12 protein-coding genes are annotated in these 16,487 nt (G+C 72.1%); 7 read left to right on the forward strand and 5 right to left on the reverse strand.

Annotated features, from left to right (window positions below; all coding sequences use genetic code 11):
- The first annotated feature begins 306 nt into the window (after positions 1-306).
- Genes B5D66_RS14045 through B5D66_RS14070 form a run of 6 tightly spaced genes read left to right on the forward strand, consistent with a single transcriptional unit; the run spans position 307 to position 7,869 of the window.
- Positions 307-2,271 (forward strand): mycofactocin system FadH/OYE family oxidoreductase 1, encoded by a 1,965-nt coding sequence (locus B5D66_RS14045; RefSeq protein WP_078762180.1) that lies wholly within the window; start codon positions 307-309, stop codon positions 2,269-2,271.
- Entirely contained in the window at positions 2,268-4,238 is a 1,971-nt protein-coding gene (locus tag B5D66_RS14050) for a mycofactocin system FadH/OYE family oxidoreductase 2 (RefSeq protein ID WP_235000990.1), read from the forward strand. The genes B5D66_RS14045 and B5D66_RS14050 overlap by 4 nt, the downstream gene beginning before the upstream one ends.
- Positions 4,235-5,260 (forward strand): mycofactocin-associated electron transfer flavoprotein alpha subunit, encoded by a 1,026-nt coding sequence (locus B5D66_RS26125; RefSeq protein ID WP_235000991.1) that lies wholly within the window; start codon positions 4,235-4,237, stop codon positions 5,258-5,260. Before B5D66_RS14050 ends, B5D66_RS26125 begins: the two co-directional genes overlap by 4 nt.
- Positions 5,257-6,558 (forward strand): FAD-dependent oxidoreductase, encoded by a 1,302-nt coding sequence (locus B5D66_RS14060; protein ID WP_235000992.1) that lies wholly within the window; start codon positions 5,257-5,259, stop codon positions 6,556-6,558. Before B5D66_RS26125 ends, B5D66_RS14060 begins: the two co-directional genes overlap by 4 nt.
- 2 nt (positions 6,559-6,560) lie before the next feature.
- A complete protein-coding gene (locus tag B5D66_RS14065) occupies positions 6,561-6,929 on the forward strand; it encodes a ferredoxin family protein (RefSeq protein ID WP_235001007.1) in 369 nt (122 codons plus the stop codon).
- A gap of 46 nt (positions 6,930-6,975) precedes the next feature.
- The gene (locus tag B5D66_RS14070; protein WP_078762183.1) at positions 6,976-7,869 is read left to right on the forward strand and encodes a mycofactocin-associated electron transfer flavoprotein beta subunit; all 894 of its coding nucleotides are present in this window, start codon (positions 6,976-6,978) and stop codon (positions 7,867-7,869) included.
- A gap of 19 nt (positions 7,870-7,888) precedes the next feature.
- On the opposite strand, the gene B5D66_RS14075 is transcribed toward B5D66_RS14070, so the two are convergent.
- The 3 genes from B5D66_RS14075 to B5D66_RS14085 all read right to left on the reverse strand — a co-directional run bounded on the left by B5D66_RS14075 (position 7,889) and on the right by B5D66_RS14085 (position 11,708).
- Positions 7,889-8,389 (reverse strand): GNAT family N-acetyltransferase, encoded by a 501-nt coding sequence (locus B5D66_RS14075; protein WP_078762184.1) that lies wholly within the window; start codon positions 8,387-8,389, stop codon positions 7,889-7,891.
- A 75-nt stretch (positions 8,390-8,464) separates the two neighbouring features.
- The gene (gene mgrA / locus B5D66_RS14080; RefSeq protein WP_078762185.1) at positions 8,465-9,541 is read right to left on the reverse strand and encodes an L-glyceraldehyde 3-phosphate reductase; all 1,077 of its coding nucleotides are present in this window, start codon (positions 9,539-9,541) and stop codon (positions 8,465-8,467) included.
- A gap of 115 nt (positions 9,542-9,656) precedes the next feature.
- Entirely contained in the window at positions 9,657-11,708 is a 2,052-nt protein-coding gene (locus tag B5D66_RS14085; RefSeq protein ID WP_078762186.1) for a PhoX family protein, read from the reverse strand.
- Between the two features lie 631 nt (positions 11,709-12,339).
- Here B5D66_RS14085 and B5D66_RS14090 point away from each other — a divergent pair.
- Positions 12,340-12,807, forward strand: coding sequence for an ATP-binding protein (locus tag B5D66_RS14090; protein ID WP_144390144.1), 468 nt, complete (start codon positions 12,340-12,342; stop codon positions 12,805-12,807).
- Between the two features lie 93 nt (positions 12,808-12,900).
- Here B5D66_RS14090 and B5D66_RS25750 read toward each other — a convergent pair whose 3' ends face one another.
- On the reverse strand, positions 12,901-13,044 hold the full coding sequence (locus B5D66_RS25750; protein WP_200813645.1) for a hypothetical protein: 144 nt from the start codon (positions 13,042-13,044) through the stop codon (positions 12,901-12,903).
- A gap of 174 nt (positions 13,045-13,218) precedes the next feature.
- A complete protein-coding gene (locus B5D66_RS14100; RefSeq protein ID WP_078762189.1) occupies positions 13,219-16,422 on the reverse strand; it encodes an efflux RND transporter permease subunit in 3,204 nt (1,067 codons plus the stop codon).
- Positions 16,423-16,487: the final 65 nt, after the last annotated feature.

Raw genomic sequence — 16,487 nt, forward strand, 5'->3', positions numbered from 1 at the left:
TTCGCGGCCATCCGAGGGATTCAAGATCATCGAGCTCAATAAAATGCCCGAAATTACATTCGCGTACTGTCCATAATTCCTTTCCCGGGGGCCGCGCTCTCGTCTCCGCACCGAGTTCCCCCACGACCCGCTCCTCGCCCCTCCCTTCCGGCGCCACGCCCGCGCCCCGCCTGAGCAGGTCCGTGACGTCGATATGCCGGAGGAAGCACTCAAAGGCCCGGACAACCGACATCATGGGCTGTACGGCGTCCCCGGCCGGATCGCCGTGGCAGTACCGCGCACGCGATCAGGAAGGCTCCTCCATCGATGCAGCTTCTGTCCCCGCTGCGCCTGGCCTGCGGGGTCACCTCCCCTAACCGCCTGGTGTTCGGACCACACGTGACCAACCTGGGCCACGGACGGGCCCTGTCGGAGCGGCACACCGCCTACTATCGGCGCCGCGCCTGTGGCGGCAGCGGAATCATCGTGACCGAAACCGCCTCCGTGCACGATTCCGACTGGCCCTACGAACGTGCCCCGCTCGCCGCCAGATGCGCCCCGGGGTGGGCCGCCATCGCCCGGGCCTGTCATGACGAGGGCGGCCTGGCCCTCGCCGGCCTCGGCCACACCGGCCTCCAGGGCACCGACGCCTACGGCCGGACCGCCCTGTGGGCCCCCTCCGACGTCGCCGACCCGCTCAGCCGCGAGGTGCCCCGGGAGATGGACACCCCCGAGATCGCCGAGATCGTCGCCGCCTTCGCCAACGCGGCCCGGCTCGCGGTGCGTTCGGGCATGGACGGGGTCGAAGTCGACGCCGGTGGACGCGCCCTGATCCGCCAGTTCCTCTCGGCCGTGACCAACCTCCGCGCCGACGGCTACGGTGGCGCGCAACGGACCCGCTTCGCCCGCGAGGTGCTCGGCGCGGTCCGGCGGGCCGTGGGGCGCGGCGCCGTCGTGGGACTGCGGCTGTGCTGTGACGAGCCGGGAACCCCGGGCGGGATCACTCCGGAGACGGCGCCCGCCATCGCCGCCGAGCTCGCCGCGGCCGGGGCCGTGGACTACGTCGTCGTGGTGCGCGGTTCGCTGCGCGCCCCTGATGTGTCCCGCCCCGACGGGCACGTACCGCCCGGTTTCAACGATGCGGCGGCCCGACGGGTGCGCGCCGCCCTGCCCTCCTCGGTCGCGGTGTGCGCGCAGGGGTCGATCGTGGACCCTCGGCACGCCGAGGAGCTCCTCACCGAGGGCCCCGCCGCGCTCGTGGAGATGACCCGGGCCCAGATCGCCGACGCCCGGCTGGGCGCCAAACTCGCCGCGGGGACGCCCGAACGTGTCCGCCCCTGCGTCCTGTGCAACCAGGCGTGCCAGGTGCGCGACCCGCGCAATCCGCCGGTCAGCTGCATCGGCGACCCCTACAGCGGCCACGAGTCCCACCCGCCTGTCGTGCCCGCCCCGGTGGATGACCCCGTCGAGGTGCTGGTGATCGGCGCCGGCCCCGCCGGCCTGGAGACGGCGCGCAACGCGGCGAAGGCCGGGCACCGGGTCCGGGTGGTGGAGCAGCGTGAGCGGACCGGGGGGATGCTGCGCGTGCTGGCCGCGGGAGCCGGCCTGGGGCGCCTGGCCCTGCTCGCCGACTGGTTGACGGCCGAGTGCGAGCGCCTGGGCGTCCGGATCGAGACCGGGGTACGGGCCGGTGCCGCCGACATCGACGCCCGGCTGGCCACCGGCGGCGTGGTCGTGCTGTGCGCGGGTGGCCGGATGGGCGAGCCGGGATACCCGATCGAGGAGGGCGCGGTCGTCCACGACGTCGCCGAGCTGCTGTCGCTGCCCGAGGAGGAGCTGCGCCGGCGGCTGCCCGCGGGGCCGGCCACGGTGCACGATCCGTTCGGGGGCGTGTCGGGGGTGAGCGTCGCCGAGACCCTGGCCGCGTTGGGCCACGAGGTCACGCTGGTCACGCCGGACCATCTGGTGGGTGCCAGGATCGCGACACCGGACGACCGTGCCCGCGCGCTCGCCCGGCTGGCCCGGGCCCGGGTGGGGGTCGTGAAACGCTGCGCGGTGCGCGGTGCCGCCGAGGGCGTGCTGCGGATCGAGCACGTCCACACCGGCGAGACCGGTGAGGTCAAGGGAGGGTTCGTGGTGGAGTGCGGTTTCCGGCTGCCCGACGACGGGCTGTGGCGGGGGGAACGGCTCGGTATGGACCGGGCCGGCGACGTGGTCGCGCCCCGGGGCGTCTACGAGGCGATCCTGGAGGGGCGCCGCGCGGCGGCCGGCATCGAGGAGATGTACAGGTGACCGGTACGGGCCGCTTCCCCCACCTGTTCCGGCCGATGCGGCTGGGGCCGATCACCCTCGCCAACCGGATCGTGTTCGGTGCCCATCCCACCGGGTACGCCGAGGACGGTCTGCCCACGGAGCGTCACGCCGCCTACTACGCGGCGCGGGCGCGCGGCGGCGCCGGCCTGATCATCGCCGAGGAGCAGTCGGTCCATCCCTCGGATCGGCCCCGGGAGCGGACGATCCGCGGCTTCGATCCCGCCGTGGTCGCCCGGCACCGGAAGGTGACCGAGGCCGTGCACCGCGAGGGCGTGCCGATCCTGGCCCAGATCAACCACAACGGCGGCCAGTCGACCTCCCTGTACTCGCGTCGCCCGTTGTGGGCGCCCTCCCCGGTGGCCGATCCGGCCTTCCGCGAGGTGCCCAAGGCGCTGGAGCGGCAGGAGATCTCCGAGATCATCGACGGCTACGGGCTGGTGGCGGGTCACTGTGTCGAGGGCGGATTCGACGGGGTCGAGCTCCAGTGCGCCCACTCCTCGATCGTCCGCGCCTTCCTGTCCCCCGCCACCAACCGGCGCGGCGACCGTTACGGGGGGTCTCCGGCGAACCGGACGCGGCTGTTGTCGGAGATCATCAGCGAGGTACGGCGCCGTATCGGCCCCGATCTGGTCCTGGGCGTACGCCTGTGCTGTGACGAGCTCGTCGACGGCGGCACGACCCTGGAGGACGCGATCGCCGTGGCCCGCGTGCTGGAGGCCAGCGGGAAGGTCGACTACGTCGGCGCCTCCATCGGCGTGTCCACCGCGGCACCGCACCTGGACGGGGCGTCCATGCACATTCCGCCGGGCTATGCCCTGTTCGTCGCCAACGCGCTGCGCCGCGCGGTGGACCTGCCGGTGATCGGCGCCGGCAGGTTCAAGGATCCCGTTCAGGCCGACCGGGCCCTCGCCGATGGCCACTGCGATCTGGTGGACGTGGTGCGCGGCCAGATCGCCGATCCGGACTTCGCGGCGAAGGCGCGCGCCGGTGCGCCCGAGGCGGTCCGGGTGTGCCTGTCCTGCAACCAGGACTGTGTCGGCCGGGTCCGCGCGAACCGGCGGTTGGGGTGTGTGGAGAACCCGCGGGTCGGCCGCGAGTTCCTGCCCGCGCTGTCGTCGCGGCGGGCCGGGCGCGACGTGCTCGTCGCGGGCGCCGGCCCGGCCGGTCTGCAGACCGCGCTCGCGGCGGCACGCGCGGGGCACCGGGTGCGCGTGTACGAGGCCGAGCGCGCGGCGGGAGGCCAGGTGCTCCTGGCGGCGTCCACGCCCGGTCGCGCCGAGTTCGGCGTCCTGGTCCGCAACCAGCTGACCGAGTGCCGTCGTCTCGGGGTGCGCGTCGAGTACGGTCGGCCCGTGGACGCCGAACTGGTGCGGCGCGAGGCCCCGGAGGTCCTGGTGGTGGCGACCGGGGCGAGGCCGCGGCGTCCCGCTTGGGGGCGGGGACGCGAGCGGGTCGTGGACGTGCGCGACGTCCTTTCCGGCCGGGTGCGTCCCAGCGGGTCGGTGCTGCTCGTCGACGAGGTGGGGTTCCACCAGGCCACGGGGACGGCCGAGCTGCTGGCCGACCGTGGTTGCGTCGTGGAGGTGGTGACATCGGCGATGGTCGTCGGCCAGGATCTCGCCACGACGCTGGATCTGGAGAACTGGTGCGTGCGGGCGACCGCCAAGGGGATCGGTGAGACGTGTGACCACGAGGTGGTGAGGGTGGGCGAGTGCGCGCGGACGGGCCGCCTGGAGGTCGAGTTGGCCTATCTGCCGACCGGGGAGACCAGTGGGCGCACCGTCGACTGGGTGGTGTGCGCGCTGCCCCAGGCCCCGCTGGACGGCTTGTACCGCGCCCTGCGCAGGCACCCGAGTGTCCAGACGCTGCGCGTGGGCGACTGTGTCGCGCCACGTCGGGTGGACATGGCGGTCATCGAGGGCGAGCGGATCGGAACGTCGCTGTGAGCGGGAGTCCGGTGGGCCGGGAACAGAGCTGGGAGGAAAGGGAGCCCAGCGGGACGATCGCGGTGGTCCCGGTCCGCGAGGGCCGGTTGCCCGAGGGCGGTCTGGAGGTCATCGCTGAGGCCGGTGGCGCGGTCCTGGCCGGCGATGGCGCCCGGGCGGCGGCGTCCGCGCTGGACGGCGCCGCTCACCCGTTGCTCGTATGGGAGACCGAGGGGTTCCGTCCCGCCGCGTGGTCCCACGCCCTCGCCGAGACCTGCTCGGGGTTCGGCGTGGTGCTGCTGCCGGCCTGCCCCGACGGGCGTGATCTCGCTCCGCGGCTGGCGGCGCGGCTGGGCCGCCCGCTGCTGGCCGGCGCCGTCGAGATCGGCCCCGGTTTCGCGGTGCTCCCGCGTGACGGTGACCGCCGTGGCATCCGGGTGGGGCTGACCGGTCCGGCCGTGGTCACGCTGCGTCCGGGGACGGGGGGAGCGCTTCCCCGCGCCGACTCCGACACGGCACCGGCACCGGTCGGCGGGCTTGCCGCCGGAGACGAGCACGCGGACGTTCTGGACGCCGAGACGCTGGCGGTGGTCGCCCCCGATCCAACGGCCGTGGACCTGTGGGAGGCGCGGCGCGTCATCGCGGGCGGTGCCGGACTCATGAGCGGCCCGGATCGCGGCGTGGCGGCGTTCGCGCTGCTGAGCGAGGTCGCCGCGGCGTTGGGTGCCTCGGTGGGAGCGACCCGTCCGGTGACGGACGCGGGTTTGCTCCCATTGGACCGGCGGATCGGTTCGTCCGGGGCTAGGGTGAGCCCCGACCTTTATGTGGCGTTGGGGGTGTCTGGAGCGCCGCAGCATCTGTCGGGCACCGACCATCCGGCCCATGTGGTCGCGGTGAACCTCGACCCGGGATGTCCGATGATGGCGGTCGCCGACCTGGGGCTGGTCACCGACGCGGCCGCGTTGCTGGAGGTGTTGGCGCGGCGGCTGGGGGTCGGGACCGGTGTCGATCGGGTGGGCGGGGACGAGGAGGAGCTCGGGTGACGCGATTCGACGTGGTGGTGGTGGGAGCGGGCCCGGCCGGATCGGCCGCGGCGCTGGCCGCCGCCCGGACGGGGGCCTCGGTGCTGCTGGTCGAGCGTGGCCCGTTCCCCGGAGCGAAGAACATGCACGGGGGCGTCATCCACGGTGGCGTGCTGGAGAGGCTGATCCCCCGCTGGTGGGAGCGCGCACCGGTGCAACGGTGGGTGACCCGGCGCACGACCATGGTCATGACGGGGACGCAGTCGCTCAGTCTCGATTTCCGTTCCGCCGGCTGGACCCGGCCGCCCTACAACGGGGCGACCGCCTACCGCTCGGAGTTCGACTCCTGGCTGGCCGGCGAGGCCGAGCGGGCGGGCGCCCGGTTGGTGTGCTCCACCACGGTGACCGGGCTGCTGCGCGCCCCCGACGGCACGGTGCGCGGCGTGACCACCGATCGCGAGGGCGGCGACATCGAGGCGGGCGTGGTGATCGCCTGCGACGGGGTGAACTCCCTGCTCACCGGCGAGGCGGGGCTGTCCGCCGCCCGCGATCCCGGCAACTTCGCGCTGGGGGCCAAGGAGGTCCTGGCCCTGTCCCGTGAGGAGATCGACGAACGGTTCGGGCTCAGCGGGCGCGAGGGCGCCGAGATCGAGATGCTGGGCTGTACCGCGGGCATCCCGGGCGGGGCGTTCCTGCACACCTACCTGGACACGGTCGCGGTGGGGGTGGTGGTGTCGGTCGACGGGCTGTCCGCCTCGGGGGTGCGGCCCGAGGAGCTGATCGCCCGGGTGAAGGCCCACCCCTCGATCGCACCGTACCTGCGCGGCGCCGAGTTGAAGGAGTACTCGGCGCACCTGGCACCGCAGGGCGGCTACGACGCGCTGGCCAGGCTCGCCGGTCCCGGTCTGCTCGTGTGCGGTGACGCCGCCGGGCTGTGCCTGGCCGCGGGGCCGTGGCTGGAGGGGGTGAACTTCGCGATCGGCTCGGGCATGGCGGCCGGCGAGGTGGCGGCACGGTCCGTGCGCGCCGGAGACGTCTCCACGGCGGCCCTGGCCGCCTACCGGAACCGCTTGGAGGCCTCGTTCGTCCTCTCCGACCACCGGAGGTGGCGGGAGGTTCCGCGATTGCTACGCTCACAGGCCGTCCACGAGAAATACCCGCGGCTGGTGTGCGACGCCGCCGAACGGGTGCTCACCGTTCCGGCGCCGCGGCCACGCAAGGGCCTCAGCTCGATCCTGCGCGAGACGGCGGCGGCCAACGGAACCCGGCTGCGCGACCTCGTCCGGGACGGCTGGCAGATCCTGAGGAGCTTCACGTGACGATGTTGCCCCGTTTCCGCCGTCGTCCCTGGTCGCGGACCTCGGCCCCCCGCAGGAGCGGTGACGAGACACCCGGCCCTCCCGATTGGCCGGAGCACGCGTTCGAGGACCGGATGGCCACGGTGGAGTTCCGCGTGGCCGAGCAGCCCCACATCGTCGTGGACACCGAGGCGTGCCGCTCCTGTGCCGGACGGCCGTGCATCGGAGTCTGTCCCGCCGACCTGTTCACCCCCACCGCCGATGGCGGCATGGTGTTCAACCACGAGCAGTGCTTCGAGTGTGGCGCCTGCACCCTGGTCTGCTCCCAGGAGGGGACCATCTCCTGGTCCTATCCCCCGGGCGGCCAGGGGGTGGTGCTGCGGTGGGCGTGAACGGTTCCGGCGTCCCCCTCTCCCCCGTTCTCCAGGAGATCGCCAGATGACCATCGCCGCCGCTCTCAAGCTGGTCGACCTGCGCCCCGACATCGATCCGTTGACGGGGACGGTCCGCCTCCGACACCGGCGCGCGACGCACACGCTCGGGGTCTCGCCCGCCGACATGGCGGCGTTGGAGACGGCGTTGCGGATCGGCGAGGCGTGGGGGCAGGAGGTGGTGGCGGTCAGCGTGGGGCCTCCCGAGGCCGCGGAGATCCTGCGCGACGCCCTGTCCGTGGGCGCCACGCGGGCGGTCCGGGTGGAGTTGCCCACCGCGGGGCCGCACGGTTCCGCGGGGAGCTCGACCGTGGCCGCGGCCCTCGCCTCGGTGTTGAAGCCCGCCGGTCCGGCCCCGGCCGGGGTCGTGGTGTGCGGGAACGCGAGCACCGACCGGGGAAGCGGCGCGGTTCCGGCCTTCCTCGCCGACGAGCTGGGGGCGGCGCAGGCCCTGGGGCTGGTGTCGCTGGAGGCGCGCGGCCCGGACGGTTCCCGCGAGCTCCGCGCGGTCCGGCGGTTGGACGGTGGCCGGCGCGAGGTCCTGCGCGTGCCCACGCCGGCCGTGGTGTCGGTCGAGGCGGGGGTGGCGCGGTTGCGGCGGGCTCCGCTGGAGGCGATGTTGGAGCGGGGGTCGCTGTCGGTCGAGACCGCGCTGGCCCCGGCGCCGCGCGACGGCTTCTCCGGTTTCCCGCAACGTCCGGGGCCGTTCCGGCCCCGTCCACGCGCCCTGCCGGCTCCCGACCCCGCCGCCAGCGCGCGTCAGCGGGCGCTGGCGCTGGTCTCGGTGACGATGCGCGGCGCGCCGCGCATCGTCACCGCCACTCCGGAGGAGGCCGCCGAGGAGCTGTTGGCCTATCTGCGCGAGACCGGCCACCTGCCGCCCGACACCGGACGGCGGTGAGCCGTGCGCGCGGGCGGGGTCACAACTCGATGCGGTGACGCAGCTCGGTGAAGACGACACCGTGGCGGGTCTTGGAGCGGCGTGCCCCGTCCAGGCGCCATCCGGTGGACCGGTAGAAGGCGCGCGGGCGGTGGTTCTCCTCGGCCGTCCACAGGGTGGCCGCGCGGTAGCCGGCCGCGCGCAACCGGGCGAGGGCGTCGGCCATGAGAAGCCGGGCGACACCGGTCCCCCAGACCCGGGGGTGGGCGTAGAACATGTGGAGTTCCCCCACCTTGGCCTCGGCGTCGTTGTCGGCCGAGGGGCGCAGGACCGCGAACGCCGTCACCCGGTCCCCGTCGACCGCGACGCGGACGGTCGTTTCGAAGGCGCGGATCGCCTGGTCGAACATCTGTGGACGCAGTGCCTCGGCCCGCAGCTCCTCCTCGGGGAGGAACCCGCTCCAGGCCGCCAGGCCGGCGGCGTGGAAGATCTCGCTCATGACGGGGGCATCGGCTCGGCGCGCCGCACGTATTTCGACCATCGCCCCATCGTCGCATCAGGGTCTGCGCCGTGGGCGGCCGAAGCCCCCGCCGCCCGGGGCGGCGGGGGCGAGGGCTCAGTCCTCGCTGGAACGGCTCCAGATGTTGACACCGATGTCCTGGGCGTACTGGTCGATCTCGGCGAGCTCGGACTCGGTCAACCGGGGGCCGCGCACCGCGGCGATGCTGTCCTCCAGCTGTCCGACACTGCTCACGCCGATCAGCACGGAGGTGATCCGCGGGTCGCGCAGGGCCCAGGTCAGCGCGAGCTGGGCCAGCGACTGTCCGCGGCGACGCGCGATCGCGTCGAGCGCGCGGATGCGGGCCAGGTTGTCCTCGGTCAGCCAGTCGGGGGACAGCGACTTGCCCGCGCCCGCGCGGGAGTCGACGGGGATCCCGTCGAGGTACTTGTCGGTCAGCATGCCCTGGGCCAGGGGGGAGAAGGCGATGCAACCGACCCCCTCGCGCTCCAGCGTGTCGAGCAGTCCCTGCTCCTCGATCCAGCGGTTGACCATGGAGTAGGAGGGCTGGTGGATGAGGAGGGGGGTGCCCATGTCGCGCAGGATCGCGGCGGCCTGGGCGGTGCGCTCCGGCGAGTAGGAGGAGATGCCGGCGTAGAGCGCGCGACCGGAGCGCACCGCGTGGTCCAGCGCTCCCATGGTCTCCTCCAGCGGCACGCTCGGGTCGTAGCGGTGGCTGTAGAAGATGTCGACGTGGTCCAGTCCCATGCGGGCCAGGGACTGGTCGAGGCTGGTGATGAGGTACTTGCGCGACCCACCGCTGCCGTAGGGGCCGGGCCACATGTCGTAACCGGCCTTGGTGGAGATGACCAGTTCGTCGCGGTAGGGGCGGAAGTCCTCACGCAGGATGCGGCCGAAGTTCAGCTCGGCGGAACCGGGCGGCGGACCGTAGTTGTTGGCGAGGTCGAAGTGGGTGATTCCCAGGTCGAACGCCCGCCGCAGGATCGCCCGCTGTGTGGCGAGCGGACGGTCGTCGCCGAAGTTGTGCCACAGGCCGAGGGAGATCTCGGGGAGGTCCAGGCCGCTGCGGCCGGTCCGCCGGTAGGGCATGCGGCCGTCGTAGCGTGCCGCGTCGGCCTGGTAGACCCCCGCGCTGGGGACGTCGAGACGGGGAACATCAGCTCTTCGCACCATGATCGGAATCCTTTCACGTGGGTGACACCGACCGGGCCGCGGGCGGGCCGGGAACGGAGCGGTCCCCGCCCCTGGACGGGGACGGGGACCGCGGGCGGGACCCGGGGGGCCGACGTCAGACGCCGACGTCCTTGCCCCTGGTGTGCCAGATGGAGACCACCGAGGGCCGCGGGAAGTCGCCGCGGTCGGGCCAGGTGCTCTGGGGGGCTCCGACCACACCGTCCTCGCCCGGGTGCTGCGGGGCGATGAAGACCGTCTTCTGGTCCTCGGTGATGAAGGGGCCGCAGCACTCGGCGCCGACGGGGACGGTCGCGAAGGTCTTGAGCTCGCCGCGGTGGCGGCCCTCGACCGGGACGGCGTGCAGCGCGTCGTTGCAGTTGATCGTGCCGGGCTGGCCGTCCGTGGAGATCCACAGGTTGCCGCGCTTGTCGAAGGTGAGGTTGTCCGGCGAGGAGATCGGGACGACCTTGGACTTGTCGTAGCCGGCGAAGTAGGTGCTCTCGTCCTCGGGGTCACCGCAGACGAGGAGGACCTTCCAGGTGAAGGAGGTGGCCCCGGCGTCGTTGCGGCGCTCGGTGATCTCGAGGATGTGGCCGAACTTGTTGGCCGCCCGCGGGTTGGGCTCGTCGGCCTGCTCGGGGGTGCGGCTGGTGTTGTTGGTCAGCGCGCAGTAGACCTTGCCGGTGACGGGGCTGGCCTCGAAGTCCTCGGGGCGGTCCATCTTGGTGGCGCCGACGGCGTCGGCGGCCAGACGGGTGTGGATGAGGACCTCCGCGACGGTGAACCCCTCGACGTAGCTCTTGCGCGAGTCGCACAGCTTGATCCACGTTCCGGTGCCGTCGAACTCGCCGTCGCGGGGCAGCTTGCCCGAGCCGTCGATCTGGCTGGCGGGGCTGTCGCCGGTCAGCTTCGCGACGTAGAGGGTGCCCGAGTCCAGCAGCGTGTCGTTGTGCCGTCGGGATCCCTTGCGGTACTGCTTGTCGCTGACGAACTTGTACATGTAGTCGAAGCGCTCGTCGTCGCCCATGTACACGGCGACCCGCTTGTCCTTGGTCAGGCGGGTGTTGGCGCCCTCGTGCTTGAAGCGCCCCAGGGCGGTGCGCTTGCGCGGCTTGTAGTCGGGGTCGAAGGGGTCGATCTCGACGATGTAGCCGAACCGGTTGGCCTCGTTGGGGTGCTTGGAGAGGTCGAAGCGCTCGTCGACGCGGTCGAAGCGCCGGCTGCCCGCGCGGGTGTCGCCGCTGGTGGCGAAGCCGTAGCGCTTGAGGGCGGCCTTGGCCTCCTCCGGCGCGCTCTCGCCGCCGACGAAGTACTGGTTGAAGTTCTCCTCGGCCGTGAGGATGGTGCCCCAGGGGGTCATGCCGCCGGCGCAGTTGTTCAGCATGCCGAGCACCTCGGTGCCCTTGGGGTCGGCCTCGGTCCGCAGCAGCGGGTCGCCGGCGGCGGGACCGGTCAACCGCATCGGGGTGGTGGCGGTGATGCGCCGGTTGTAGCGACGCCGTCCCTTGGTGACGAGCTTCCAGGCGCCGGTGCGGCCGACCCGCTCGATCTCGACGATGGAGCCGCCGTGGGCGGCCATCCCGATCTTGATCTGTTCGAGGTCGGCGTCGTTGCCGTCGGTGTAACCGGCGAACATGAGGTTCTCGTTGGTGTACTCGTGGTTCACCCAGAGCAGACCCCGGTCGCGCTCCAGCTCGACGAAGGCCACGTAGTCACAGTTGTAACCGAACTGTTTCTCCTGGGCCTCGGCCGTCTGGCGGGAGAAGTCGAACTCCGGGGCGCCGGGCAGGACGGGGTCGCCCCAGCGCACCACGACCCGGTGGTCGTATCCCTCGGGAACGACGACGTCGTCGATCGTGTTGGGGGCGACGGAGGTGAAGCCGAGCCGGGGGTTGCCCCGGCCACCGGGGGCGGCGAGGGCCGGACTGAACGCGCCGCCGGCCCCGACGCCCACGGCCGCGGCCCCTGCGCCGACGGCTCCGGCCCGGAGCACGTTGCGGCGTGAGAGCACTCCGGCGTAGATGTCGCCGAAGTACTCGTTACCGCTGGTGTTGGGGGCCTCGTGGAAACAGGCGTCACCGCAGCGGAAGCGGCAGGTCGCGCGGGAACGGCCACCGAAGTGCGAGATGAGCGGCAGCAGCCGTCGGCGGGGCGCGGGTTGGGACACTGGTCCTCCTGTCACAAGCGGGGAACGGCCCTCGCCGCACGACGGGTCACACCATCGGTCAGCGGAGGCTCATGACGGCGGGCGGGGAGTCGCCGTACCCTCTTGACTTTCGCTGAGCAGTTCCTCAGGGAGGTGAACCCGGCGTTTACCTCGTAACAACTTCTGTTCACGTTTCCACCTCCCGTACCGCTAAGTAACTCACAAATCACGATGGGTCGCCAGGGAAGTTCCTCCTTGGCCGTCCCCGGCCTTCAGTGCCGGCCGACAGGGACGTCCCGCGGATCTGCCCCACGGTCTCCGTCCACAGAATCGGGTTACTTCCCACCCCCACCTGGGACACCGGGAGCATCGCGCGTATCCTGGCCGTGGATGACAAGTCCATAGCCGCGAACCTCACCCGTCACCGCATGCACTGCCCCGCGTGTGGCCCTTCGCCATCGCGCCGTGAGCCTTCGGGCAGCGGACGCCTCACGGACGGCCACCCCACGTACGTCGCCGCGGCTTGATTCCGGCGTGTCCGCGCACGCCGCTGGGGAGTGATCACATGCCCGACACCCCAACCTCACCGGCACAGGTGCCCACGCCCCGTGCCGGCTCCGTCCACCCGGCCCCCGACCTTCCGGCGAATCCCATGGAAGAGCGCCCTGTCCTCCCGCCCGACGCCGACGCTCCCTTCTCCCGGCGGCGCTTCCCCGGGCTGCCCAGTCAGATCAAGCACGCCCGGCGGTTCGTCGAGCGACTACTCGCCACCTCGCCCGAGGCGGCCACCGCCACCCTGTTGACCAGCGAACTCGCTACCAACGCCATCACCCACAGCGCCTCGGGCCGCCCGGGCGGCAAGTTCGAGGTCACGGTCCGCGCGGCCTCAGGGTGGACCCGGGTCGAGGTGCGCGACCTCGGGGGCTCCGAGCTTCCCCAGGCCCAGCACAAGGATCCCTACGACACCAGCGAGCACGGCCGCGGCCTCGACCTGGTCGAGGCTCTCGCCACGAAGTGGGGGACCGAGCCGCGCGCCGACGGTCTGGGCCTGCTGGTGTGGTTCGAGCTCACCTGGGACGAGGGGGCCTCCCTGGATTCCCCCGGCGTTCGATCGGGCTGACCCCGCCGCCCCTTCCATGACGAGGGTCCCCCACCGAGGTGAGGGACCCGTGACGGCCGCCGGGGCCGGGGATCGGAGCTGCGCGCACGCCCGTCAGCCGTCGGCCGGCGCCTGTGGCTCCCGCGGGAGGCGGTACCTCTCATACAGTTCCCGCGCGTAGTCCATGGCCTCCTGCGAGGGTTCCGCGCCGAGCTCCGCGCGGACGAGGTCGTCGAGGTCGGTGTCGATAGGTTCCATGGGGCGAGCCTGCCTGTGCCGCGGACGGAATGACAAATTCGACGCGCCCCGTCAGCGGAATCGCATGGTTCCTCTCGCCCCCAGCGGGCGTTTGCCGCGAAAAGGGGCGCCGTACCCCCCGAAACGGAGGGTACGGCGCCCTGGTGTGTCACTCCGGCGAGACCGGAGACGGGGTCACTCCTTGTCCGTCTCCTTCTCGGTGTCGTCGGTGGCCGCCGGCTTCTTGGCGGTGCCCGCCGCGGCCAGGGCCGCCTCACGCCGCTCGGCCTGACGCAGGGCGCGCTTCTCCTTGCGCGCCTCGGCCATCGTGTACAGGACCGGGACCAGCACCAGGGTCAGCAGCGTCGAGGTGATCAGACCGCCGATCACCACGACCGCCAGCGGCTGGGAGATGAACGCCCCGCCGCCGGTGATGCCCAGCGCCATCGGCGTGAGCGCGCCGACCGTGGCCAGCGCGGTCATCAGGATCGGACGGAGCCGGTGCCGCGATCCCTCGATCACCGCCTCGCGCAGCTCCATCCCCTCCTCGCGATACTGGTTGATCAGGTCGATCAGCACGATCGCGTTCGTGACGACGACGCCGATCAGCATCAGCAGACCGATCATCGCGGGCAGCCCCAGCGGGATCCCCGTGATGAGCAGCAGTCCCAGCGCGCCGGTCGCGGCGAACGGGATGGACACGAGCAGGATCAGCGGCTGGATCAGGCTCTTGAACGTGGCCACCATGATCAGGTAGACGATCGCGACCGCGGCGACCATGGCGATGCCGAGCTGGGCGAACGCCTCGTCCTGGTCGGCGCTGACGCCGCCGATCTCGGCGGTGGCGCCCTCGGGCAGGTCGAGCCCGTCCAGGGCCTGGGTGAGCTCGGCGGTCACGGCGCCGAGGTCGTCGGCCGTCGGCGTCGCGGAGACGGTCGCGCTGCGCACGCCGTCGCTGCGCGACAGCTCCGGCGCCTGCATGACCTCCTCGACCTCGGCGACGTCGCCGAGCCGCACCTCGCCCCGGGGCGAGGCGATCTCCAGGTCCTCCAGCTCCTCGACGCTGGCGGGCGCCTCCTCGACGCGCACGACCATGTCGCGCTGGACGTCGTCGATCGTGGCGGTGCCGGCGCGGGCCCCCTGGAAGGCCTGGGTGACGGCCTGGCCGATCTGGCCCTCGGTCAGCCCTTCCTCGGCGGCCTGCTCCGCGTCGACCTGCACCTCAAGGGCGGGCTGCTCGGCCGCGATGCTGTTCTGCACGTCGGCGGCCCCGGGGATGTCCCGGACGGCCTGCTCGACCTGCTCGGCGGCCTCCTCCAGCGTCTCCTGGTCCTCGGCCTTGACCTGGACCTCCAGCGTGCTGCCCATGCCGCCGGTCTGGTCGATGCGCGTCTCGGCCTCGGTGTCGACCTCGTCCAGCGCCTCGCGCAGACGTTCCTTGTACTCGGCCTGGTCACCGTCGGGGTCGGTGGTGAGCGTGTACTGGATCGTGTCGCTTCCGCCGCCCATCATGCCGGCCATGCCGCCGCCGCCGATGGAGGACTGGTAGGACTGGATCCAGGGAAGCTCCTCCAGCTTCTCCTCGACCTTGAGGGCCTCCTCGTCGGCCTTCTCCAGCGACGTGCCGACCGGCAGCTCCTGGGTGACGTAGACGGTGTTCTGCCCCTGGTCGCCGATGAACTCGGTCTTGAGCAGGGGGACGAGCGCGAGCGTGCCGATGAGGATCGCCACGGACGCGACCAGCGTGATCGCCCGGTGGGCGGTGGCCCAGCGGATGACCGGCAGGTAGGCCCGCTGCAACGGGTTGCGCAGTTCGCGCTGGTACTCCTCGGCCTTCAGCCGCTCCAGCTCCTCGGCCGGAACCTCCTTGGGCTTCATGAACCAGTAGGCCAGGACCGGGATGATCGTCAGCGAGACCAGCAGCGACGCGGCCAGCGAGACGCTGACGGTGACGGCGAACGGGCGGAACAGCTCGCCCACCATGCCCCCGACGAAGCCGACCGGCAGGAAGACCGCGATGGTGGTCAGGGTGGCGGAGGTGATGGCCGCGGCGACCTCGCGGACACCGGTGTAGACGGCCGTGTACTTGTCCTCGCCGTAGCCCATGTGGCGCTTGATGTTCTCCAGCACCACGATCGAGTCGTCGACCACTCGGCCGACGGCGACGGTGAGCGCGCCCAGCGTGAGGATGTTCAGCGAGTAGCCGAAGGCCTGCACCCCGAGCATCGCGACCAGCAGCGACACCGGGATGGAGACCGCGGTGACGATGGTGGAGCGCAGCGACAGCAGGAAGACCAGGATGACGATGATCGCGAAGGCGAGGCCGAGCGCGCCCTCCTCCGCCATTGCGATGATCGAGTCGTTGATGAAGGGCGCCTGGTCGAACACGATGCTGATCTCGGCGTCGTCGCCGAGGAGCGGGGTGAGCTCGTCCAGTGCGTCCTGCACGGCCTCGGAGATCTCGACCGTGTTGCCCTCGGGCGTCTTGGTGATCATGATGCCGAGGCTGGGCTCACCGTCGGTGCGGGTGATGCTGCTGGCCGGGTCCTGCCTGAGCTCGACCTCGGCGACGTCCTTGAGCTGCACCGGCTCGGGCGCCGCGGGGGCCGCCCCGCCCATGCCCTGGGGCGTCTGCTGCGCGGCGGCCGGGGCACCGCTCGGCATCAGCCAGATGTCCTCGACCTCCTCCAGCGACTCCAGCCGGCCGCCGGTGGTGACGGTGAGGGTGCGGTCGTCCTCGGTGACGTCGCCACCGGGGGAGAGCACGCCGCTGGACTGCAGGGCGTTGGTGAGGTCGGTGACGCTCAGGCCGGCGTCGGCGAGCTCGTCGGCGTCGGGCGTGATGGTGACGCTGGACTCGCGCACACCCACGACCTGGACGCCTCGGACGCCGTCGATCGACTCCAGCTCGGGGACGACCTGCTCCTCGAGCGGTTCGGCCAGCTTCTGCTCGTCGCCGTCCCCTGCGCCCGCGGCGAGCATCACGACCGGAAGGTCGTCGATGCCGAACGCCTGCACGTAGGGATCGACGTCCTCCGGCAGCATGGGCTGGATCTGGTCGACGGCCTGCTGGAGGTCGCGGACGACGTCGTCGGTGGAGTCGCCGTAGTCGAACTCGACCATGACCGAGCCGGAGCCGTTGGCCGCGGTGGAGGTGTATCCGCTGACACCGGGAACGCCCTTGACCGCCTGTTCGAGCGGAGCGACGATCTCCGTCTCGACCACCTGGGGGGAGGCTCCCTGGTACTGGGCGCCCACCACGGCCATGGGGAGTTCGATCGATGGCATGAGCTCACGCTTGGCCGATCCGGTGGCTATCACACCGAAGACGATCGACGCGAGCGTGATCAGCAGGATGAGCGCCCGGTTGGCAAGGCTCATCTTGGCCAATCTGGACATGAAAGAGGTGCTCCTCGAAAGCTGTTCGCGCTGGAAACGGCACCGCCTCGACGGGCGGTGAAGGT

It is taken from the genome of Marinactinospora thermotolerans DSM 45154 (assembly GCF_900167435.1).
Lineage (GTDB): Bacteria > Actinomycetota > Actinomycetes > Streptosporangiales > Streptosporangiaceae > Marinactinospora > Marinactinospora thermotolerans.

What these genes read in the sequence shown, in the direction of transcription:
- B5D66_RS14045 (WP_078762180.1), top strand. Translation starts at nt 307, where the DNA reads ATGCAGCTTCTGTCCCCGCTGCGCCTGGCCTGCGGGGTCACCTCCCCT.
- B5D66_RS14065 (WP_235001007.1), top strand. Translation starts at nt 6,561, where the DNA reads ATGTTGCCCCGTTTCCGCCGTCGTCCCTGGTCGCGGACCTCGGCCCCC.
- B5D66_RS14070 (WP_078762183.1), top strand. Translation starts at nt 6,976, where the DNA reads ATGACCATCGCCGCCGCTCTCAAGCTGGTCGACCTGCGCCCCGACATC.
- B5D66_RS14075 (WP_078762184.1), bottom strand. Translation starts at nt 8,389, where the DNA reads ATGGTCGAAATACGTGCGGCGCGCCGAGCCGATGCCCCCGTCATGAGC.
- mgrA (WP_078762185.1), bottom strand. Translation starts at nt 9,541, where the DNA reads ATGGTGCGAAGAGCTGATGTTCCCCGTCTCGACGTCCCCAGCGCGGGG.
- B5D66_RS14090 (WP_144390144.1), top strand. Translation starts at nt 12,340, where the DNA reads ATGGAAGAGCGCCCTGTCCTCCCGCCCGACGCCGACGCTCCCTTCTCC.
- B5D66_RS25750 (WP_200813645.1), bottom strand. Translation starts at nt 13,044, where the DNA reads ATGGAACCTATCGACACCGACCTCGACGACCTCGTCCGCGCGGAGCTC.
- B5D66_RS14100 (WP_078762189.1), bottom strand. Translation starts at nt 16,422, where the DNA reads ATGTCCAGATTGGCCAAGATGAGCCTTGCCAACCGGGCGCTCATCCTG.